Raw genomic sequence first — 20,942 nt, 5'->3', positions numbered from 1 at the left:
TCATTTTGTTATTTTCCCCATCATATCCCCACCAATGATAATAAATAAGCGAAGAAAAACAACCGACAAACCCTTATACAGCAAAGGTTTATCGGTTGGAAAAGGATACGAATAGATACATCCTGAATACAACGTTTCGATAGGAAGCATTTATGACTGTGCTGAAGATGGACGATACGAAGTAATTCTGATTTATCAATAGAGGTTGTAAACAAGAACCATGTAAAAAGCTCAGGTACTCAATTAATTTTGAGCCTGAGCTTTTTTCCATGAAAAACATATTGTTTTGCCTCTTGTTAATCAGGAGACTACAAAAACATTAACTGATTTCGTTTCTATAAATGATCTTATTTACATCGTGTCTTACTGTTTTATGACCGGCTTTCGTACCTTTCCCAACAGCTATGAGCATTACATCTAAATACCTGTCAGAAATATGCAAGATGTCTTTTAATTTTTTAGAATCATAGCCTGACATAGTAATCGTGTCAAAACCCGCTTCGTTTGCTAATAAAATAAATGACATGGACGCAAGACTTACATCTCTAGTTAATTCAAGCTTTAAATCTTCCTTGGATTGGTGTTTGTAATAATTGATTGCAGCATCCGCTAGATAATCCCTTAGCGATTCATCGTAATACCCCGCTTGGAAGCCTTCCTCATGTATGTCGATAATATTCTCTTTGTCAAATGCCTGATAATCACCCAACATGACAATTAAAGTTGAAGCTTCTATTACTTGTTGCTGATGAAAGGCTATAGGTAGTATTAAATTTCTTAAGTCCAGATTATCAATAATTAAGTATCGTGTAGCTTGGATATTATTTCCATTAGGTGACTTACTTGCACTTTCAACTAATGAACTTATTTGTTCTGAACTTATTTTATAACTTGCATCATAATGTCTAACTGAACGTCTTTTTTCCAATATATTTTTTACACTCATGCTATCAGCTCCGAAATTTTTATTGTCTTGCAGCTTTAATTATAGTAAGCAATAATATAGAAGAAAATAACGCACTTTAAAGTGGTATAGCCACTTAAAGGTGCCTATTTAGCGTTGGGAGGAAACTAGATGGTGAACTATAATACGGGAATTAATATTTTTATGAATATAGCAGGTGGTAAATGGAAATGTTTAATTCTTTTTTTCTTAAGTCAAAAATCAGTAAGAACAAAAGAGTTTTATGAGTTAATACCTGGCATTACACAAAAAGTTTTAACAGATCAATTGAAACAGTTAGAAAGAGATGGCCTTGTACGAAGAGAAATATTTAAAGAAGTACCGCCAAAAGTAGAATATAGCTTAACGGATTTAGGAAAATCTTTTGTACCAGTATTAAACACAATGTGTGAATGGGGAAATACATATGCAGGTATAAAAGGTCTAGATAAAGAGCAACAAATTGATTGTGATTTGTTCCGCGGTGCTCAAAATAACGTGTAATGGCAACTTGTCTTGCTTCTACAGGTACTGTAAATAATGAATCAAACATTTATTTAAAAAGTGAGTAGCTGTTTTTTCTAGATTGAGGCAATATTAGGTTTAACTAGATTTCATTTAAAATGCCAAAAAATTGTCGATATAGATTATGAGGTGGTAAAATATGAAAATAACGCATGATAGTAATTCTACGAACTTCATTAAAGTGTCAAATGTATCTTCCAATAGACCTAAAACGATTCAGCAAAATGCTCTAATTCGTAAAGATACATTAACAATAGGGCAACAAGCACGAAATTTGTTTAAAGGTCAGCAAGCTAAAACGAGTCTGATTGAAAGTTTAATGAAGCAACGTGAGAGCGTTCAACAAATGAAAAGTGATTTAAGCGAACGGACGTTAGAAAACGGAGGCGACTTATCGTCTATTAAAGAACAGCTAAAGGATTTTGAAAAACAAATAGCTGAAATTGATGCCCAAATAGCTGAACAGCAGATGGAAGAGCAAAAGAAAGCGACAAACCAAAAGGATCAAGAAATAAAGAAAGAACAACCTGCCAATTCACTGGAGGATATTTTGGGCAAATCTGTTTCACTAGAACAAATGGAAACATTAGAATTGTCGAGGAATTCATTAGGACGCGAACAAAATCGTCTTGCGAGTGAAGTAGCGTTAGATGCTAGCCGGGGTACTTTTATTGATAAAAAATATGAAAAACTCTCAGATTTAGAGGATCGGATTCAAACTGTGCAAGAAAAAGTAGCCGATCACCTTCAAAATGCTGAAGATAAAGATTTACATAAAGAAGCATCTTTAACTACTCTTATTGATGAGCTTAAAGAATCTAAAACCAAACAACAACAGGATAAACTGACAGCGGAAGAAGGCAGTTAAAGTAACTAGCCATCACCATATTGAGCAAATTTGACAGATTAACTGTTATTGTGAAGATTGAAAAAAGCCCAGTTCTCAAAATTATGAGACTGGGCTTTTGGGCGTGATCTAATTATTATGGACATGGCAAAAGGATCGTAGCCATATGCATGGTAGCAAAATAGCTATTAATCACATGTGTATTTATATTCAGGGTTTGTTTGAATAAAATAACCACTTCGTACTTGCCCTGCCCAGTTTTGTAATGCTTCTTTCCAAGCTATACTATCAAAAAATTCATCTACAGTTGTCGTTTCAGAAAACCATATTAATGGGGTATAAGGGGCAAGTGGACCTGCATCTCCCCAGATACCACCTGCTTTGATTGTACTTTGTTTTACAAGAAGTAAAGGAAGTCCGCGTTGTAGAGACATGGATGGTTCTATTTGTAAGAAAGGCGAATAAGGTTCAAGTTGATCCGTTCGCCGAGTTGGTTTTAATAGAGCCGCAGCTGTTCCATAACTAGAGTTTACTATTGTCCGGACATTCTCTATTGTAGTATTGGGATATTGGTCTGTATTCGGAATGGTTCTTGGGAAAAGAAGCACCTGTTTAATTTCGTTAAACATCCGAATAATAAATCGTTGCTCATCAGATAGTGGTGGTTGTGCTGAACCTAAAGTAAAAAGGTTTTGATGGCTAAAAAAAACAGGAATGCGGAAAAATGCACCAGCTGCATCATTTAAATCTTCCACAGCTTTATAAAATTGATTGATTTCAGTGTTCGTATTTCTAGTTTTATTCTCACTCAAGCTTTATCACCTCCTTACGCTAACTTATTCAAAAGTTAGAAGGAAAGGCTGTATTTACATACAATATAGCTATTCATTTTATTTCTTATAAATTATCACCTATATATTGCGAGTGAAAAATTATGAAATATAGTTACTAGATAAATAAATTAGGCTGCATTAGTTTAATTTTCGAATACACATTTTTATTCGCTCTACATACAGTGTAAAAAGGAGTGGTGTGTATTTATGAAAAATCATGACCGTTTTATTAAGGCTGTTAATATTCCTAACCCATTATATCAATCCATACAAGGACGATATTTTGTTGGTCAAACGGAACCGATTTGTTTAGGGAAAGGGAAAAATGCCTGGGGAAGCTTAAGTAATCCGCATTATTCAAATGTAGATTTATATGTAAATGCGTTTACCATTACAAATCATTCGAATCAACCATTTGTTGCTGAAATTTGGTTTAATGCAATACCTCCTGGAAATGCGATGATTTCTAAAAACGTAACATCTGCAAATCAGGCCATTTCGCCACTTCCAAAGCCCGAAGTGAAAATTGAGTTTGCTGAACTTGTAAGTGGATTTCCAAAACAGGGCGTAAATGCATTTAAACGCATTGTACCACCACAAAGTACATTGGCAAGTGATGAAGATGGAAAATTTATTTTTCCATCAGGAGAGTCATTTGTTATTTTTTTAGTTTCACCCAATGATGAATATATCGAGGCAGAAGTGGCATTTGGCTGGTTTGAAAAAAAGATTAAGAAATAAATATATCTCCGCCAAAGAAGATTCGCTTGTGTACATTCGATTGGGTAATACCAGCGTTCATCGTTAATTGTTGACTATATTATATGTATTGAATATTTTTTATGGGGAGATTACTTTATTTTACAATAGCTAAATGCAATGATAGTCACAATTTAAAACCTCTTATACACATTAAGTTACCACTTACTGTATGAATTACAAATCTTCTAAAATGGCGTGTTACATTAAGAATGTAGCATGATATATTTTGATAAATCATTTTTTAGGGGACTGTAAAATGAAAAAAATTACGTTAATATTTAGTTGCTTAGCTATTGGAATAGCTGGATACTCCATAGTTCAATATTTAATAATGGATGCCCATCAGGCAGGCTTTGTTCGCATGAAACTGATGTTTATGGATACATTGGATTCGCTTTGGTATACCTTGCTTTATATCCATATTGTATTTAGTATAGTGGCTTTAGTAATAGGACCCTTTACGCTATCTTCAAAGTTTAGAGAAAAAAATAGGAAGCGTCATCGTATAGCAGGGAAGGTCTATGTGATAGGCATTTTATTCGGCAGTATTGCAGGTCTTTATTTAGCGTTTTATGCTACAGGGGGATTTGTGTCACAGCTCGGTTTTAGTTTGTTAGCTATTTTCTGGATCATTACCGGCTATCAAGCGGTTACGAAAATTAAAAAACATAATGTTTATGAACACCAAAAATGGATGATACGCAATTATTCATTAACTTTTGCTGCAGTAACTTTAAGAATCTGGCTACCATTATTTGGATTAGAAAATTTTATGATTAGTTATCCTATTATTTCGTGGTTATGTTGGGTGCCAAATCTTATAGTTGCGCAGTGGATTATTGGGCGGATACTTCAAGAAAGAAGCACAATAGTTAAATAGGTTAGGATAAATGCCACTCTATTTAGGGTGGTTTTTATTGTCTATTCGTATCAAAAAGGCTGCCAAATTGGGAGGGTAGAATTTAAAAAAAGAAAAATAAAAGCCATCGGAAAGATGATATTTTTTTATGTAATCCTAAAATTATTATTAAAAAAATGTCTAAATTTTCTTGAAAAATAAAGTAATTTGACTATTGTGTGAGAATCATTATCAATGATAAATTATTGTTAACTCGGGGATAGTTTAGCTATAGTTATACGCTGTTGATATTATATAATATTACTTTTCAAATTGACATCATTTATTTAATAGGGTGAGGTATCGTAGTGTTTTGGATAAACAAAGAATACTTCAAATAAAAGTTAAGTCTGATGTTACAAAAGTTCTATAACATATAAATATTCTATGTGTTTTTTCGCACTTTTGGATAATAAATAAATTTCATATCAATCAGGTAACTCTTTTTTTTTTATACTAAAAATAAAATTTTAGGAGAGATGAAAATGAAAAAAATAATTATATTTTTACAGTTTTAACATTATTTTTTGGACTAGTACCTTTTAATGCAAAGGCATATGTAAATGGGGTAGATGAAAAAGAATATAAAGAGAGTTTAGAAAATATCATAACTGTTATAGAAGCAAATCTAGAAATTTCACCTCATGGCATAACTATTTTAGACGAAGATAAAATAGTTCATAATTTAAATAACCAAGATATTAATCTATTAAATGAATTAGCCAGACAACAAGGTAGCAATAAAATCATTACTAAAGCTTCATTAATGGAAGATTTAGAAGCACATTTCAATAACTTAAATTCACAGATTGAAAAAGGTGAACTAAAAGTTTTAGACAATGGTGCGATGATTGATTCTACTGATCACAATTTTTATATTCAGGGCGGATCTACTTACGATGAAACTTTTTGGTGGGGCAAACGACGTTATATGAGTACTTCAGCAGCTAGGCAATGGGTTTATGATTTAAGAGATGCTGCATCTGTATCTATGGGTCTGGCACTTGCTAGTGTCGTTTTTGGCAAACTTGGTGTAATACCTGCCACTATTAATGGTATTACTGCTTTATGGACTAACCAGTTAGCTAATCGAGTAGAATATCACAATGGAAATACAAATAGAGGAATTAGAGCAGATTTATACTGGGTTTTAGTTTTTAATATCGAGCCTCAATAATAGTATTTATTAAATTAATAAACAGCTATAAAGTAGGTGCTTTTATTGAAAAGTTTTTTAACTAAATTAATTTGGATGATTTTTATATTTGCTGGATTATCCTTGACAATCTATACCGTATTTTCGTCTGATTATGAAAATAATAGTGCAGATGCTACAACTTGGGAATTTGATTGGCTAGATTATAAAGAGCTTCATAAACTTTCTACAGGTGGGTCCCAAATAATTGCTATCATTGATAGTGGTATAAATCCTCTATACAGTGAAAATCTAAAATTTGAAAAATCTTTAGTTGATCAATCTATCGAAGATACAAATGGTCATGGTACTATGATGTACTCCATAATTAAAGGGATTGATGGCATTTTAGAAGGTATAAGTCCAGATGCACAAATAATCGTCATTAAAGTAATGAATGGGGATGATTCAGTTGCACCAACAATTATCAAGAATGCAATTGAATTGGCTATCCAAAAAGATGCTTCTATTATTAATTTAAGTATGGCTAGCCATTTTGAAGATAAAGATATTACGGAAACGATAAAATTAGCAGTAAATAAAGGTGTTACAGTAGTAGCTTCCTCAGGAGATTATGGAAATACTGAATTGATGTATCCTGCAATTTTAGATGAAGTTATTTCAGTTGGGGCGATAGATACTTCAGGAAATGTACTTGAATTAACAAGCGGTTCGCAAAAAACAACGATTAACGCACCTGGTCACGAGATATCAACAATCCATTCCGATGGGACTATAATTAAAACTACTGGTACATCGCAGGCAACAGCCTTAATATCAGGCTATATTGCACTATTAAAAGATTATGCCTTTTCGAAAAATGTAGCGTTAACTGATGATACGATTATATCGTTATTAAAGTCTATTAATAATGAAGAATTAACGTATTTACAAGCATTGATGAAAATCAGTACTTGGTAAGGGGGCTAGTTATATGGAAATAAGACCATATTATTTAGCAATAATAGCAGCCGTCATAAGTTGTAGTGCATCATATTTATCTATATCTTCAGATGCCAAATCTACCATTAACTTTTTTATGGCTATTTTAATAATTATTTCCATTTATTTGAGTTATAAAGAATACAAAAAGTCGAAAAGAGAGTCGTGATCTAGATTAATAGGATGTTGATATATGGAAATAAGAGATTGGTTTAGTATACCAATGATATTAAGTCAAATTGTTATTTGGATTTTATGGATTCTATTACAACTTGCTTTAGAAGCCAATGTAATGTGGATAGTTTTTAATCCATTTAATTTTCTTTTTGTTGCAAATGTAATTATTGGCGTCGTCTATCAAATTAAAAAGTGTAAAAAGACAACGTGTTAATATACGGGTATAAGATGACCAAGTAAGCAAACGATGTGACCTTGGTCATTTTTTATTGTGCAACGAATCCTGAAATAATGGAAAAATATAACTGACGAAATACCGTATGTGTATTATGATAAAAGAATAAGAAAGTAACACATTTTGGTTGTAGGAGAGAGGGGATTGCCATGGATTATCGTATATTTGAGCAGAGAGTTCAGAATATAGTGGAGCGAATAGTTGCGATTGGTGGAGAAGTATCAACAGTAGATATTGGTGCCCCTGCGACGCTACAACAAATTGCGCACTGTGAGAACCAATTAGGTTTCCAAATTCCTGAAAGTTTTAAAAAAGTGCTTGTGGAGTTTTCATCAGCATTTTACTTCCGTTGGGGTTTTCTAGATGATTACCAATTGGAGGGTGAACTGGACGGAATCTTTAGCGGAATGCTTCACTGGGATTTAGAATTATTGAACGAGATAAATAATGATAAAAATGCGTGGATTAAGGAAGTTTTTTCAAATCCACAACATGACTACGATAAAGTATGGCATCAAACATTTGCTTTTTACGAGGTCGGCAATGGAGACTACATTGCATTTGATATCGTTGATAACAATGCTGATGCTTCTATTGTTTATTTAAGTCATGATGATGGGGAAGGACATGGCTATAAATTAGCGGACAACTTTATTGATTTTCTGGAAAAATGGTCTAGGTTAGCATTTGTTGGTGGTGAAGATTGGCAGTGGCTAGCATTTACATCGAATGCTAGAAGTGGTCTTTTACCAGACAGTCAAAATGCAAAACGATTTAGAAGTTTAATGAAATTAACAATTTAATTTGGGATGTATGACGGGGCTTAAGAAAAGTGTCATATTGTTTAAAAGGAGCTAATAACATTGTACGAACAACAACTTGCAAGGGCAATCCAATTACGTAATGAGGAAAAGAAGAAAGAATCAAATCACTTGTTGTTAAAAATGGTAGAACAATACCCAAATGATGCGTTTGTGAACTATCAATGTGCTTGGAGCTTTGATGTTTTAGGAGAAGAGTCTCAAGCGGTACCATACTATGAAAAAGCAATTCAGCAAGGGCTATCAGGCAAAGAGTTAGAGGGTGCGTTTATAGGGCTTGGTAGTACATATAGAACGTTAGGACAGTATAAAAAAGCACAATCGACGTTTTTAAAAGGAATCGACTTATTTCCGACTAATAAAGCATTACAAGTCTTTTATGCCATGACTTTATATAATCTAGACGAGCATAGTAAGGCGATGGAGCTTTTACTAGAATGCTTGCTACATACGACAAGAGATGCGGAAATACTTAGTTATAAAAATGCGATTCATTTTTATGCACATCAATTAGATAAAGTATGGCAATAAAGGGGGAATAATGTGACGAAGTTTTATATGATGGCTATTACCAAAAAAACAGATGACCAAGAATATGAAGAAGCAGAAAAAGTTTTTGTTAAAAAATCGCAACTAAAAAAGTATTTGAAGAGTGAAGGGTACTGCAAGGAAACCAAGTATCAGTACATTAAAATACAAAAAGAATCGATGTATGTTGCCACTGTTGAAAAAATAAAAGTACAATAGCAGTCCAAATTCACGCAAACCAGAATGGCCGATTCTAAAAGGGAAATTAGAATAGATGGCCTATTTGAACAGGGAGTTGTTTTAGTTGAAAATTAGTAAAGAACATGCGGAGCATTACATTTGGGGTAAACAATGTGATGGCTGGCATTTAGTTAAAAATAATGAATTAAGTATTATTCATGAACGGATGCCTGCCAATACAACGGAAGTTTGTCATTACCACCATCAAGCACAACAATTCTTTTTCGTGCTATCAGGTATAGCAACAATGGAAATAGGCGAAGATCGGATTATATTATTGCCTCATGAAGGGGTTGAAGTACCACCATTTCAACCACACCAAATGCGCAATGATTCACAGGAGGATGTGGAATTTTTAGTTGTTTCACAGCCAAATAATAGAGGAGATCGTACGCCGATATAAGGTTATATAGGAACCTAAAGTATGTTTTCTAAATCTTCATTCTTTTGCATGAGGAACATTCATCTGTTATTTAGTACAGTAAATGGTATCAGAAGCTAAGGGGATGAGTGATTTATGAAAATCTTTAAAATAAAACTTTATGCGTATGATTTACATAAAATGAGGGAATTTTACTGTACCTTATTAGGATTTGAATTATTAGATGAGGGGACCCATTTTTTTGACATAGCTGCTGGGGAGAGCAAAGTTCGATTCGAAAAAGTAGAGGCTTCTGTTGCAAAGCAATATCATTTCGCCTTCAATATCCCTAGTAATTTATTTCAGTTAGCGAAAAAATGGGCAAAAGAGCGTGTAGACGTATTAAGTTTGGACGGAGTCGATGAAGTGTATTTTAAAACAAACGATGCCTATTCATGCTATTTTTATGATGCTGAGAACAATGTAGTAGAGTTGATAGCACGGCAGCAAATCAATCCGAGCGTTAATGCCGATACATTTTCTATTCAACATATACTGAATATAGCAGAAATAAATTTAACCACAGATGCGATTGCAGACGTCGTAGACCGTTTAAAGGAATATGATATAACGCCATTAAAGGGAGAAGATATTCGCCCAGATGCGCTAACCTTTATGGGAAATTACGAAGAGGGTGCCCATCTATTAATTGGTCCAAGTGAACGTCTTTGGTATTTCTCTACGCGTAAAGCGATTATCAGCCCTATTCAAATAGAGGTAAATAAAGAGATTGTGATATCTATGACAGCTAAAGGCAATTTTGCTATTTCAGAACAAACGAAGGATAGATAACAAGGCTATCCTTCGTTTTATCGTTAAAATAAATCGGTAGATAAATAGCGCAATCCTGTATCTGGAAAGAGTACGACTATACGTTTTCCTTTGTTTTCGGGACGTTTAGCAAGAGTTGTTGCAACAAACAATGCCGCACCAGAGGATGTACCTACTAAAACACCATCTGTTTGCGCTACAGTGCGAGCAGCTTTATAGGCCTCATCTGTTTCTACTTCTAACACTTCATCAATCCGATCAAGATGAACATTAGACGGAACGCGCGCTTCCTGTGCATCTGAAAAGCGATGCACACCTGTAATTTCAATAATATCAGGCTGTTCAACTGTAGCAATAGAATTAATAGCGGGTTCTACGCCTATAATTTGTATGGCTGGATTTTTGGATTTTAAATAAGCACCTACACCACTAATGGTGCCTCCTGTACCTATTGCAGCAACAAAAATATCAATTTGTCCTGCTGTGTCCTCCCAAATTTCTGGCCCAGTAGTGCGTTCGTGAATGTTAGGATTGGCTTCATTATCCAGTTGATTTAGAAAGACGACATTTTCATCCTTATCAACGACAGTTTCTCTAAATACTTTAATGGTTTCAACAAAATCGCCATCAGTTTCTTCAAATGCCGCTACCATCTCTGGTACATCGGAAAATGGCACAACCTCGGTTCCATATGCTTTCACAACCTTTGTTCGTTCTTCGCTTACACCATCTTGCATGTAGATACGTAACTTATAGCCCTTTGCTGCTGCGATAGCTGCAAGCCCAATACCAGTATTCCCACTTGTTGTTTCAATAATCGTTTTGTCCTTTGTTAAAACTCCACGTGCTTCAGCATCCTCAATCATCGCTTTAGCAATACGATCTTTTACACTATTCGCAGGATTAAAATATTCTAGCTTCGCAATAATTTCCGCTTCAAGTTGTAGTTCTTTCGTGTACTGATTTAATGCTAATAGTGGTGTATGCCCTATTAAATCGATTATCGACTGCTTTATGGTATTGGCAATAATTTGACCCATATCATCATCCCCTTTGTTTTACCTACTTAACAAATTAGTTTTGTAGGAATTATTGGCATCTTAGCATGATAAATCCTTCTGAGCAATACATTTTCTGATAGAAAGAATGGTTCGATTAATAGAAAAAAGTAATCAGTTTAGTTAAATTTAAAGTTTTAGTTGTTTTAAAGAGAAGTGGAGGGTAAGGTCAATTATTTGCGTTGTTGAACATTTTAGAAAAACATGAATTGCGCTATGATAAGAGAAATGGGAATGCTGTTATGATAGTAACTAGAAAAATGAATGGTGGAGAGGATTTGAATGGAATGTTGGAAGATGTTAACCGATTAAAAGAAAGAATCAATCAACTAAGTGAAGCGGAAGCAAAGTCAATGCTTTTCATATCTCTATTAAATGGAAAGTCGAGAGAGGACATGCAGCAAATACTCCTACATATGACAGAAGATAAGGAACAAATGGATAAAGCGCAGACAATACATATTGTTTTTGGTGATTCGCCAGCCGGAAGTCTAAAAGCAGCATTTAGAACGTCAGAATATCAAAAGACAGAGGATATTATTGTTTGGCCAGATAATTTATCGATTGGGCCAGTAAAAGATATACATCAAGCTTCGGGAATAGAAGCGAGACTTGGATGGTTCAACAAGCGATACAATATGGACGAGGCTGAACGTAATCATTATCGACAATGTATGCAAACTGCTATAGAGAAAATAAACAATATTTTACCACATCAAAAAATCGTTATTTGGACATGCCAAAATGCACATGAACAAACAGGATTACGACTTGTACTAGCCATGCTAGAAGGCAAAGTGAATGCAGTGCGAGTCATTGATACGTATAAGGCTTTTCATGAAAATGAGATGCATCCACAAATAGCGGATTATCCACGAACTTCAGGAGAATTGAATGAAGAAAACCTCCTGTATTTTTATGAACAGTTTGCTATGGATGAACTAAAAAATGATGCAAGAGAAGCTTTAATGAAGGAAGGTAAAAGCTTATTAGCAGATAAAGTCCATCTGTTACGAACATGGACATGTGATGGGCTATTACATAGCCTACATGAAAATCGAGATGATGATTTTATTATTGAATGTGCCAAGCGGATGTATCAAGAAGAGGGTACCGTAACGTTTAAGAAAGCGGCACGTTTAATAGGTGAAGTATATGGACATATGCAACAATTTACAGGAGACGAGTGGATTGAGTATCGCTTACGAACATTAATCAAGCAGGGGGTTTTTTCGTATCAAGGAGATTTGAAGGCAATGCGATTTTATGAAGTGAAATTGCAAGACGAATTCTTGACAAATTGAAATTTTTGATGTTTTGACTTCATTAAAAAGCATAGATAGAATAGTATAGTAGAGTTTGAATAACTCTAGTCGATTAGCAATATTTATCAGTGAACATAACGAGTGAATAAATAACGAATAGATAAATTTGAAGAAAGGAAGTCGATTATGAATCCTGAAATCAATCAAAATGCAATTCTTCAAGCTATTTTGGAGCTCTCTACACAAGTGCAGGGCGTGAAAACAGAGATTCAACAACAAATCAAAGCGCTAGACAAAAGACTACATTCAGTTGAAACGAGACTAGATTCATTAGAAACAAGACTAGGGTCGGTTGAAACGAGACTAGATTCACTAGAAATAAGATTAGGGTCGGTTGAAACGAGACTAGATTCACTAGAAATAAGATTAGGATCGGTTGAAACAAGACTAAATTCGCTAGAAACGAAACTAGATTCAGTAGAACAAAATCTTAGTGCAAAAATAGATAAAGTAGATGCAAAGATGAACGTGTTAACACTTGACATATTAGAAACAAAGGCCGATGTGGAAATGTTGAAGAAAGCAAAATAATTTGTTTTGGTCGTCACAATGTGCAATAATCATTGACAATTAGCAATGATAGAGGAGTGAGTTGGATGTTAAAAACAGCAGTATTTGAACAACTAAAAACAGCAATGAAGGAAAAGGATGTCTTAGCAAAAGGTGTGCTAACACTAGTTAAATCAGCATTAGATTTAGCAGAGAAAGAAAAAGGTGAACCTCTAACTCAACCAGAGGAGATTGCCATTATTAATCGTGAAGTAAAACAAACGAATCAGGCATTAGAAGGCGCGCAAAATGCTGGCCGTGCAGATTTAATCGAAAAAGAAGAAGCAAAATTAGTGTTATTAAAATCCTTCCTTCCTAAGCAATTAAGCGAAGCGGAAATTGCTGAAAAATTACTAGCAGCAGGCGTTAGTAAAGGTATGAATATGGGTGAAGCGATGAAGATTGCAAAACCATTATTATCTGGTCAAGCAGAAGGTGCCGTTATATCTAAAGTAGTAAAAAGTTTAATTTAATAATAAATTGAAGGATCGCTGACGAAGTAGTGTTGGCATCCTTTATTTATTGTCTGTGCAAGATTGCACCATTTAATCACTGTCAGAAAATAGAGGTTTTGCTTAATACAATGTTTAGAAGAGGAACCGTAAAATGATTTCTATTAAAATTAAGGTTTGCCAAATAAATGAAAACATTCTATACTATTAATTAACCACTGGTCAGTTGAAGGAGGATTCCATGTCGCCACGTAAACCATCAGCACAAGAATTGACACTCAAGATGATTGTTGACGAAGCTCATAAACAGTTTATTGAAAAGGGTTTTCACCAAGTTTCCATGCGTAGTATCGCGAAAGAACTTGGCTGTAGTCATGGAGCAATTTACTATCATTTTAAAAATAAAGCGGAATTATTTTATTGCATTATAGGTGAGTATTTTACTGAATTAAATCAAATGTTAGATGACATTGTAAATGGAACTGGAGACCATCAAAACAAACTTTACGATGTCTTTGTTGGCTTTATGAAATTTGGATTAAACTATCAAAGTCAATATGAATTGATGTTTATGACGAAAGATCTTCATATCGATGGATTATCGCAAGAGGCTGCTAATCTTAGCTATGAAAAATTTGCGCAATCGGTTCAAGCTTTATCAGCAAAAACATTGTTCATTTCGGATATTCATTCAACATTTCTTGCATTACACGGTTTTGTTTCACATTATCACCATTATGTGATGAACTATGATGAAGCGCAAGAGGCGGTAGATGTCCATGCTAAATTTCTCGTTAAAGCATTGGCTTAAATAATGTTGCTCTAGATGTGAAAGTGAATCTAGAGTTTTCTTTTAACATCTATTGACCAGTGGTTAATTAAAAGGAGGAATAGATGATGAAAAAAGCATTAGTCATGGGTGCTTCAGGTGGAATAGGTTTTGCGATAGTGAGTGAATTAGCGGCTAGAGGCATACAAGTTGTGGCTTTCGCTAGGGGGAAAGAGAAGTTGCAAGCGCTTTTTGAAAGTTACTCGAATGTGTCGATTTTTCCTGGAGATGTCTTTAATGAAGAGCATGTAAGGAAGGCATCTGTTGGGATTGATGTTATGTTTCATGCAATTAGTTTCCCTTATCAAGAATGGGAAGAAAAACATATTCAGTGTATCCATTCAATTATCAATGTCGCACAAACGCAACAAGCAAAAATTGCACTAGTGGACAATATCTACGCATATGGTAGGCAATCTTCTATTGTAACAGAGGAGGCAATTAAAGAACCTCATACGAAAAAGGGGAAGATACGATTAGCAATGGAAAATAAATTGAAGGCTAGTAGTGTGCCTTCATTAATCGTCCATATGCCTGATTTATATGGCCCCAATGCAGAAAATACAATTCTAAATGAAACATTAAAAAGTGTTATTAGTAATAAAAAGGCAAACTTCGTTGGGCATATGCAAGTGGCTAGAGAATTCCTCTATACAGTCGATGGAGCTAAAGCAATCGTTGAATTGGCATTGCGCTCAGACACATATAATCAGAATTGGAATGTGCCGGCTGTGCATCCTATTACAGGAGAACAATTATTGGAGATAATTCGAGATATTACGGGTTATAAAAAGAAAGTACGAACGGTTTCCAACGCAATGATTGGTATGTTAGCAATCTTTTCTCCGTTTATGAAGGAAATGAAGGAGATGATGTATTTAACAGAGGAGCCTGTTATTTTGAGCGGGGCAAAGTATGAAAGCGTGATTGGCACGTTGCCACAGACTAGTTATCAGGAAGGCTTACAACAAACGTTGCTATGGTTGAAGAAGAGGGGATAAAATCAGTTTTCCTAAAGTATAACAATTCACTTCGGTTTCTGCGGGTACAAAGTAGTTCGCAGAAATCTACGTGGATTTTTATTAAATTGTGTGAGTGACTGGCACTTATTTAGTTATATAATGCCTAGCTCGTTATTACAATGAATCATAGGGAAGTACTCGTTGATAGATTAAAGGGATTGGGGGTGTTTGTTTGTCAATTGAATCGCATGTGCATGAAGTGTATCCCGAAAAAAAAGGAAAACGTAAATGGGTGATCGTTGTAGTAAGTATTTTATTTGTTGTCGGTTTATTAATGGTAGGTAGCCGCGTTGTCTCTTCTATTTTTAATGATAATCAGTCGGATTTTGCAGCTTATAAAACACTTGTTGGTCAATCGACAGAAAATGATTTTGGGAGATTGACTTTAAACGAGGTGATGGTTGATGATAATCAACTATTGTTAAATGCAACTTTTGAACCGGCGAAAGATGTAAATTTCGACTATCAAATTTTTTTCTTTCCGCAAGTACTCGTGAACGGTCAAAATTATACCGTTCGAAATGGTGGTCAGACCATTGCCCAATCAGAAAATACTTATACAATATATAGCAGTGTTAAAATGCGTGATTTACCTCAAGATGAACTGTTGCAGCTGAATATCCTCTATAACGATTGGAATTGGGAAAAGCCCATTCCCGAGCCTTGGGCATTTAAGGTAGAAGCATCTCAAAAGCAACTGCAAGCGGATCGAAAAGTAATTGCGGTTAATAAAACCATTAAGCTTAGTGATGGTCAGGAAATTAAGGTAGAAAAAGTTGTATCTACACCGATTTCAACTACAGTATACGTTGAGACACAAGAAACTACAAATGAATCGTTAAATTTTAATATTGTATCGCAATCAGGCAAAACATGGCGTCAAGATTCTTCTTATACATTAAATGAAGAACATACAAAGTGGGGGATTCGCTTCGATGCACGCTATCTAACAGATAAGACATATAAACTGATTCCTGTTACTGCAAGTGATGTTAAAAGTGGCCCAGCTATCAAAATACGCGAGAAATGAATATTCGATGCTTTAAGTAAATTTTACAATATCTTAATCTATTATAAGACATTCTCCGTGTAATATGATTGTATATCACATGGAAAGTAGTGAACAGTTTGCCAAAGTTGTTAGAGATTTTTCTTATTTCCTTTAAATTAGGCTGTACATCTTTTGGGGGTCCAACAGCGCATTTAGGTTTTTTTCAAATTGAATACGTGCAAAAAAGAAAATGGTTATCAGATAAAGAGTACAGTAACTTAGTGGCACTTAGTCAATTTCTCCCTGGGCCTGCATCCAGTCAGGTAGGAATGGGCATTGGTTTACTACGTGGTGGACTGTTGGGAAGCTTAGCCTCCTTTCTTGGCTTTACGTTACCATCTGTATTACTATTAACTCTATTTGCCTATTTTTACTCGCATCTAGAGATAGATATGGGATGGATTCAAGGCTTGAAATTGGTTGCTGTTGCCATCGTGGCACAAGCCATTTGGGATATGTCCAAAAAGTTAATTCCTAGCGTAGTGCACTTGATAATAGCAATTTTGGCGCTTTTAACGCTCCAATTTTGGGGAAATCCATTTGCACAAGTTACTGTCATCTCATTGGCAGCTTTAATAGGTGCACGGCTGTTTAAGCAAACGAACGGTGTAGATGATACCGCGCAAAAAAACTTACCTATATCTAAAACAACAGGTGGTTTACTATTAGCATTATTTGCTATGTTAATGATTGCATTACCAATAGCTAATTCATTTGTAAAAGATGACTTATTAACAATTATAGAAAAATGTTATCTAGCAGGTGCCCTCGTATTTGGTGGCGGCCATGTAGTATTACCGTTACTCGAAACGCAGTTTGTGCAAAGTGGCTTAATGAGCGCATCTGACTTTATAGCAGGCTATGGTCTTACACAGGCAGTTCCAGGTCCATTGTTCACATTTGCTTCTTATATTGGGATGGTCATTGCTGGCGTGCCAGGAGCAGTGGTTGCAACGATTGCAATTTTCCTACCTGCATTTCTTTTAATTGTTGGGGCAATGCCTTTTTGGCTCACTATGAGCAGGCATGTGGCTTTAAAAGGTGCAATGGCTGGTGCTAATGCTGCGGTTGTTGGGATTTTAGCTAGTGCTTTTATCCATCCAATTGTGACCCAAACAATTCTAAGTGGATTAGATATTCTTTTAGCCGCTATATTTTTGTTGCTATCCTTGCGCTGGGCAGTCCCGCCTTATATACTGGTCGTGCTTGGCATAATAGTGGGATTGCTATGTTATTAAGAGCAAACAATAAAAAAATCAAAACTACACATAATGATGGTAGTTTTGATTTTTTTTTTGGATAAAGTGTTCCTTATTGTAGAAGCAAATGAAACTTTTCCATTCTAAAGGTAGGTTCCGCGAGCGGTGTGTCATCATGTTAGCTGAATTGTCATGTTCTATCTTCTATATAAAATATATTGCGTACGTATCTTGATACTAGTTTTTGCTTTTTAATTTTTGCAAAGACGTTATGAGAGTTTACTTTTATAAAACAATGTTTTTACAGTTCTTTTAAATATCTGGATGGATTCATAGCGTTCTTTATTTCGTTTGTTTATAATGAAGAAATGGAAAAACTCAACAAGAAAGAAGGGATAGCTATGGCACGAGGTGTTTACATTCATATTCCTTTTTGTCATCAAATTTGCAATTATTGCGATTTCAACAAATTTTACTTTAAAAATCAACCTGTGGATGAATATATAGAATCACTTGGCAAGGAGATGGCGCTTGCTACGGAAAAATATCCGCAACATTTTCAACAAATTGAAACGATATTTCTTGGCGGTGGAACACCGACTGCTTTATCTCCAGAACAATTGACGAGATTGCTCAACATGATTCGCACGTATATCCCAATGGATCGTGTGACAGAATTTACATCAGAGGCGAATCCAGATGAATTATCAGAGGCGAAAATGAATGCCTTGTTTGATGGAGGCGTCAATCGTTTAAGTATGGGCGTTCAATCATTTAACCAAGAATTATTGAAAAAAATTGGTCGCACACATAGCAATACGCACGTCTACGATACAATTGCACTCGCTAAAAAGGTCGGTTTCCAAAATATAAGCATCGATTTAATGTATGGTTTGCCTGGTCAAACGATGGCGCAATGGAAAGATTCACTAGATAAAGCGTTTGCGCTTGAGCTACCACATTTCTCAGCTTACTCTCTTATCGTAGAACCAAAAACAATTTTTTATAATCAATATGCGAAAGGGAAACTGAGCTTACCAACGGAAGATTTAGAAGCGGATATGTATGAAGTGCTAATGCAAGAAATGAAATTGCATGGTTATATGCAATATGAAATCAGCAATTTTGCGAAAGCAGGCTTTACTTCAACGCACAATAAAATTTATTGGGAAAATGATGAATATGCTGGTTTTGGCGCAGGTGCACACGGCTATATGAATGGCACGCGTTATTCAAATTATGGTCCTTTAAAAAAATATATGGATGCTGTAAATGCGGGGGACTTACCTATCATGCAGGAGCATGTTGTAACAGCAACAGAACAACGCGAAGAACAAATGTTTTTAGGGCTGCGTAAAACGGATGGAATTACACACAATATATATGAAGAAAGATTTAATGAGTCAATGATGGACCGTTATGGACATGTCATTGATAAGCTAGTATCAGAAGGGCTTTTGGCACACGATGCTGTAGGCATTCGGCTTACACGCAAGGGACGATTTGTCGGGAATGAAGTTTTTCAACAATTTTTGCTAGAAGATTGAGCGATATCGTTGACATAAAATGTGGGATTTGATAACTTAATAATAGTATTAGCACTCCTCTTAGTTGAGTGCTAACAGAGGTGATGATCATGCTAACAAATCGGCAATTACAGATATTGCAAGTAATCGTAGACGATTTCATTATGTCTGCACAGCCGGTAGGTTCTCGCCAAATCTCAAAAAAACAAGAGATTACATTTAGTCCAGCCACTATTAGAAACGAAATGGCGGATTTAGAGGAATTAGGGTTCTTAGAAAAAACCCATACGTCCTCTGGTCGAGTGCCTTCGGAAAAGGGGTATAGATTTTATGTAGATCATTTGTTGAATCCACAGGGCATTAATTCACGGGATATTCAGCAAATTCAATCGATTTTCAACGAACGTCTAGTAGAAGTAGAGCACATTATCCGAAAATCAGCGAATATTTTATCTGAGCTGACATCGTATACATCGATTCTTTTAGGACCAGATGTCCAAAGACATCGAGTAAAGCGTTTTTCTATCGTGCCACTCTCAAGCGACGCGGCAGTAGCGATTATCGTAACGAATAACGGACATGTTGAGAACCGCATGTTTAGTTTACCACCTAATTTTACCGCTGCTGAACTAGAAAAAATGGTGAACATTTTAAATGAGCGCTTAGTCGGTGTTTCGTTAGATGAAATCCATAAAAAGCTGGAAATTGAAATTCTGGCTATCTTGCAGCAACATGTTCGATCGGCGGATGATTTTATCCATTCGCTCGTTTCAGCTACGATGCAAAATTCGGAAAGTAAAATTTTCTATGGTGGTAAAACAAATATGTTCAACCAACCGGAATTCCACGATTTAAATAAAGTCCGAATGATTTTGGACTTAATGGAAACGACTAGCCAAGTGCAGTCGCTTTTCCATCCGAACGAATCGGGTATTCATATTCGTATAGGCTCGGAAAATCAGCAGTTAGAAATGGAAAACTGTAGTGTCATCACGACGACTTATTCAATAGGTGAGGATCAACAGGGGGCCATTGCAATTATTGGTCCAACGCGTATGGATTACAAGCGTGTTGTTGCTTTGCTTGAAGTAATGCGCATGGACTTATCTCAAGCCTTTACGAAGAATCGTAGTGAATGATAATGAGGAGGATTTAAGTGACTGAAACAACAGAAAACAAAGACCTTGTACAAGAAAATGTACAAGCTGAAAATGAGGCAACTGTAGAACAAACAGAAACGCCAGAAGAAGTGAAAGAACTAACGATTGAAGAGCAGTATGAAGCGAAACTAGCAGAATTACAAGCAAAGCTAGATGATGAGGAAAATCGCCATCTACGCCTGCGTGCTGACTTTGACAATTTACGTCGCCGTACACAACTTGATCGTGAGGCGGCTGAAAAATATCGTGCACAAAGTCTGTTATCGGATTTATTGCCGGTATTAGATAATTTCGAACGTGCTTTACAAATAGAGCCAACTTCTGAAGAAGCAGTCTCAATTGTAAAAGGTATTGAAATGGTCTACCGATCACTAGTAGAAGCAACTGAAAAAGAGGGCTTACAAGTGATAAAAGCTGAAGGAGAGCAATTTGATCCAAATGTTCACCAAGCTGTTATGCAAGAACAAGATAGTGAAAAAGAACAAGGTGTTGTATTACGTGAGCTTCAAAAAGGGTATATTTTAAAAGATCGCGTATTACGCCCAACTATGGTATCTGTAAACGAATAGTCATCGTACTATTTGAAAAAACAATTAGTTAATTAACGCATTTGCGTTTTAATAATAGGAGGAA

25 protein-coding genes are annotated in these 20,942 nt (G+C 35.3%); 22 read left to right on the top strand and 3 right to left on the bottom strand.

Annotated elements, in window-relative coordinates; genetic code table 11:
* Positions 1 to 319 precede the first annotated feature (319 nt).
* Positions 320 to 946 carry a nitroreductase family protein gene (locus T479_RS14785; RefSeq protein ID WP_025220054.1) on the bottom strand — a complete coding sequence of 209 codons (627 nt, stop codon included), beginning with the start codon at positions 944 to 946 and terminating at the stop codon, positions 320 to 322.
* 129 nt (positions 947 to 1,075) lie between these two features.
* On the opposite strand from T479_RS14785, the gene T479_RS14780 reads away from it, so the two are divergent.
* Both T479_RS14780 and T479_RS14775 read left to right on the top strand, forming a co-directional pair.
* Positions 1,076 to 1,447 (top strand): winged helix-turn-helix transcriptional regulator, encoded by a 372-nt coding sequence (locus T479_RS14780; protein ID WP_025220053.1) that lies wholly within the window; start codon positions 1,076 to 1,078, stop codon positions 1,445 to 1,447.
* Between the two features lie 160 nt (positions 1,448 to 1,607).
* A complete protein-coding gene (locus tag T479_RS14775; protein WP_024363070.1) occupies positions 1,608 to 2,336 on the top strand; it encodes a coiled-coil domain-containing protein in 729 nt (242 codons plus the stop codon).
* Between the two features lie 167 nt (positions 2,337 to 2,503).
* On the opposite strand, the gene T479_RS14770 is transcribed toward T479_RS14775, so the two are convergent.
* The gene (locus T479_RS14770; RefSeq protein WP_025220052.1) at positions 2,504 to 3,127 is read right to left on the bottom strand and encodes a hypothetical protein; all 624 of its coding nucleotides are present in this window, start codon (positions 3,125 to 3,127) and stop codon (positions 2,504 to 2,506) included.
* Positions 3,128 to 3,355: 228 nt separating this feature from the next.
* Here T479_RS14770 and T479_RS14765 point away from each other — a divergent pair, with 228 nt between their 5' ends.
* From T479_RS14765 to T479_RS14720, 10 genes are all read left to right on the top strand, one after another.
* Positions 3,356 to 3,889 (top strand): DUF6143 family protein, encoded by a 534-nt coding sequence (locus tag T479_RS14765; protein WP_025220051.1) that lies wholly within the window; start codon positions 3,356 to 3,358, stop codon positions 3,887 to 3,889.
* 277 nt (positions 3,890 to 4,166) lie between these two features.
* Positions 4,167 to 4,790 carry a DUF2306 domain-containing protein gene (locus T479_RS14760; protein WP_025220050.1) on the top strand — a complete coding sequence of 208 codons (624 nt, stop codon included), beginning with the start codon at positions 4,167 to 4,169 and terminating at the stop codon, positions 4,788 to 4,790.
* A 784-nt stretch (positions 4,791 to 5,574) separates the two neighbouring features.
* Positions 5,575 to 5,985: a hypothetical protein gene (locus T479_RS14755; RefSeq protein ID WP_025220049.1), complete on the top strand. Its 411-nt coding sequence runs from the start codon at positions 5,575 to 5,577 to the stop codon at positions 5,983 to 5,985.
* Positions 5,986 to 6,030: 45 nt separating this feature from the next.
* Positions 6,031 to 6,924 (top strand): S8 family peptidase, encoded by an 894-nt coding sequence (locus tag T479_RS14750; protein WP_025220048.1) that lies wholly within the window; start codon positions 6,031 to 6,033, stop codon positions 6,922 to 6,924.
* A gap of 214 nt (positions 6,925 to 7,138) precedes the next feature.
* Positions 7,139 to 7,336 (top strand): hypothetical protein, encoded by a 198-nt coding sequence (locus T479_RS14745; RefSeq protein WP_025220047.1) that lies wholly within the window; start codon positions 7,139 to 7,141, stop codon positions 7,334 to 7,336.
* Positions 7,337 to 7,506: 170 nt separating this feature from the next.
* Entirely contained in the window at positions 7,507 to 8,160 is a 654-nt protein-coding gene (locus T479_RS14740) for an SMI1/KNR4 family protein (protein WP_025220046.1), read from the top strand.
* A 60-nt stretch (positions 8,161 to 8,220) separates the two neighbouring features.
* A complete protein-coding gene (locus tag T479_RS14735) occupies positions 8,221 to 8,709 on the top strand; it encodes a tetratricopeptide repeat protein (protein WP_025220045.1) in 489 nt (162 codons plus the stop codon).
* A gap of 12 nt (positions 8,710 to 8,721) precedes the next feature.
* Positions 8,722 to 8,925: a hypothetical protein gene (locus T479_RS14730; RefSeq protein WP_025220044.1), complete on the top strand. Its 204-nt coding sequence runs from the start codon at positions 8,722 to 8,724 to the stop codon at positions 8,923 to 8,925.
* Between the two features lie 85 nt (positions 8,926 to 9,010).
* Complete coding sequence (locus T479_RS14725; RefSeq protein ID WP_025220043.1) at positions 9,011 to 9,349, top strand: cupin domain-containing protein; 339 nt, start codon at positions 9,011 to 9,013, stop codon at positions 9,347 to 9,349.
* Positions 9,350 to 9,463: 114 nt separating this feature from the next.
* A complete protein-coding gene (locus T479_RS14720; protein WP_025220042.1) occupies positions 9,464 to 10,159 on the top strand; it encodes a toxoflavin lyase-like VOC family protein in 696 nt (231 codons plus the stop codon).
* Between the two features lie 23 nt (positions 10,160 to 10,182).
* Here T479_RS14720 and T479_RS14715 read toward each other — a convergent pair whose 3' ends face one another.
* The gene (locus T479_RS14715) at positions 10,183 to 11,178 is read right to left on the bottom strand and encodes a PLP-dependent cysteine synthase family protein (protein WP_038509812.1); all 996 of its coding nucleotides are present in this window, start codon (positions 11,176 to 11,178) and stop codon (positions 10,183 to 10,185) included.
* Positions 11,179 to 11,438: 260 nt separating this feature from the next.
* Between T479_RS14715 and T479_RS14710 the strand changes: the two genes are divergently transcribed.
* The 10 genes from T479_RS14710 (at position 11,439) to grpE (ending at position 20,878) form a co-directional block, all read left to right on the top strand.
* Positions 11,439 to 12,500, top strand: a complete 1,062-nt coding sequence (locus tag T479_RS14710) for a DUF1835 domain-containing protein (protein ID WP_227665363.1) — start codon at positions 11,439 to 11,441, stop codon at positions 12,498 to 12,500.
* Positions 12,501 to 12,647: 147 nt separating this feature from the next.
* Positions 12,648 to 13,052, top strand: coding sequence for a hypothetical protein (locus T479_RS14705; protein WP_052599507.1), 405 nt, complete (start codon positions 12,648 to 12,650; stop codon positions 13,050 to 13,052).
* 65 nt (positions 13,053 to 13,117) lie between these two features.
* Positions 13,118 to 13,543: a GatB/YqeY domain-containing protein gene (locus T479_RS14700; RefSeq protein WP_025220039.1), complete on the top strand. Its 426-nt coding sequence runs from the start codon at positions 13,118 to 13,120 to the stop codon at positions 13,541 to 13,543.
* A gap of 220 nt (positions 13,544 to 13,763) precedes the next feature.
* Positions 13,764 to 14,333 (top strand): TetR/AcrR family transcriptional regulator, encoded by a 570-nt coding sequence (locus T479_RS14695; protein ID WP_025220038.1) that lies wholly within the window; start codon positions 13,764 to 13,766, stop codon positions 14,331 to 14,333.
* Between the two features lie 86 nt (positions 14,334 to 14,419).
* On the top strand, positions 14,420 to 15,352 hold the full coding sequence (locus tag T479_RS14690) for an SDR family NAD(P)-dependent oxidoreductase (RefSeq protein ID WP_025220037.1): 933 nt from the start codon (positions 14,420 to 14,422) through the stop codon (positions 15,350 to 15,352).
* Positions 15,353 to 15,545: 193 nt separating this feature from the next.
* Complete coding sequence (locus tag T479_RS14685) at positions 15,546 to 16,403, top strand: DUF4179 domain-containing protein (RefSeq protein ID WP_025220036.1); 858 nt, start codon at positions 15,546 to 15,548, stop codon at positions 16,401 to 16,403.
* An 89-nt stretch (positions 16,404 to 16,492) separates the two neighbouring features.
* Positions 16,493 to 17,662: a chromate efflux transporter gene (gene chrA, locus T479_RS14680; protein WP_227665362.1), complete on the top strand. Its 1,170-nt coding sequence runs from the start codon at positions 16,493 to 16,495 to the stop codon at positions 17,660 to 17,662.
* A 362-nt stretch (positions 17,663 to 18,024) separates the two neighbouring features.
* The gene (gene hemW / locus T479_RS14675; protein WP_024363053.1) at positions 18,025 to 19,170 is read left to right on the top strand and encodes a radical SAM family heme chaperone HemW; all 1,146 of its coding nucleotides are present in this window, start codon (positions 18,025 to 18,027) and stop codon (positions 19,168 to 19,170) included.
* An 89-nt stretch (positions 19,171 to 19,259) separates the two neighbouring features.
* Positions 19,260 to 20,288: a heat-inducible transcriptional repressor HrcA gene (gene hrcA / locus T479_RS14670; protein WP_024363052.1), complete on the top strand. Its 1,029-nt coding sequence runs from the start codon at positions 19,260 to 19,262 to the stop codon at positions 20,286 to 20,288.
* A 17-nt stretch (positions 20,289 to 20,305) separates the two neighbouring features.
* Positions 20,306 to 20,878: a nucleotide exchange factor GrpE gene (gene grpE / locus T479_RS14665; RefSeq protein ID WP_024363051.1), complete on the top strand. Its 573-nt coding sequence runs from the start codon at positions 20,306 to 20,308 to the stop codon at positions 20,876 to 20,878.
* Positions 20,879 to 20,942 lie beyond the last annotated feature (64 nt).

It is taken from the genome of Lysinibacillus sphaericus (assembly GCF_000600105.1).
Classification (GTDB): domain Bacteria; phylum Bacillota; class Bacilli; order Bacillales_A; family Planococcaceae; genus Lysinibacillus; species Lysinibacillus sphaericus.
This window is presented reverse-complemented; position numbering and strand designations above follow the sequence as displayed.

Coding starts and splice junctions, on each gene's coding strand:
- T479_RS14785 (WP_025220054.1), bottom strand. CDS start 946: ATGAGTGTAAAAAATATATTGGAAAAAAGACGTTCAGTTAGACATTAT.
- T479_RS14780 (WP_025220053.1), top strand. CDS start 1,076: ATGGTGAACTATAATACGGGAATTAATATTTTTATGAATATAGCAGGT.
- T479_RS14775 (WP_024363070.1), top strand. CDS start 1,608: ATGAAAATAACGCATGATAGTAATTCTACGAACTTCATTAAAGTGTCA.
- T479_RS14765 (WP_025220051.1), top strand. CDS start 3,356: ATGAAAAATCATGACCGTTTTATTAAGGCTGTTAATATTCCTAACCCA.
- T479_RS14760 (WP_025220050.1), top strand. CDS start 4,167: ATGAAAAAAATTACGTTAATATTTAGTTGCTTAGCTATTGGAATAGCT.
- T479_RS14755 (WP_025220049.1), top strand. CDS start 5,575: ATGGAAGATTTAGAAGCACATTTCAATAACTTAAATTCACAGATTGAA.
- T479_RS14745 (WP_025220047.1), top strand. CDS start 7,139: ATGGAAATAAGAGATTGGTTTAGTATACCAATGATATTAAGTCAAATT.
- T479_RS14740 (WP_025220046.1), top strand. CDS start 7,507: ATGGATTATCGTATATTTGAGCAGAGAGTTCAGAATATAGTGGAGCGA.
- T479_RS14720 (WP_025220042.1), top strand. CDS start 9,464: ATGAAAATCTTTAAAATAAAACTTTATGCGTATGATTTACATAAAATG.
- T479_RS14715 (WP_038509812.1), bottom strand. CDS start 11,178: ATGGGTCAAATTATTGCCAATACCATAAAGCAGTCGATAATCGATTTA.
- T479_RS14710 (WP_227665363.1), top strand. CDS start 11,439: ATGATAGTAACTAGAAAAATGAATGGTGGAGAGGATTTGAATGGAATG.
- T479_RS14705 (WP_052599507.1), top strand. CDS start 12,648: ATGAATCCTGAAATCAATCAAAATGCAATTCTTCAAGCTATTTTGGAG.
- T479_RS14700 (WP_025220039.1), top strand. CDS start 13,118: ATGTTAAAAACAGCAGTATTTGAACAACTAAAAACAGCAATGAAGGAA.
- T479_RS14695 (WP_025220038.1), top strand. CDS start 13,764: ATGTCGCCACGTAAACCATCAGCACAAGAATTGACACTCAAGATGATT.
- T479_RS14690 (WP_025220037.1), top strand. CDS start 14,420: ATGAAAAAAGCATTAGTCATGGGTGCTTCAGGTGGAATAGGTTTTGCG.
- hemW (WP_024363053.1), top strand. CDS start 18,025: ATGGCACGAGGTGTTTACATTCATATTCCTTTTTGTCATCAAATTTGC.
- hrcA (WP_024363052.1), top strand. CDS start 19,260: ATGCTAACAAATCGGCAATTACAGATATTGCAAGTAATCGTAGACGAT.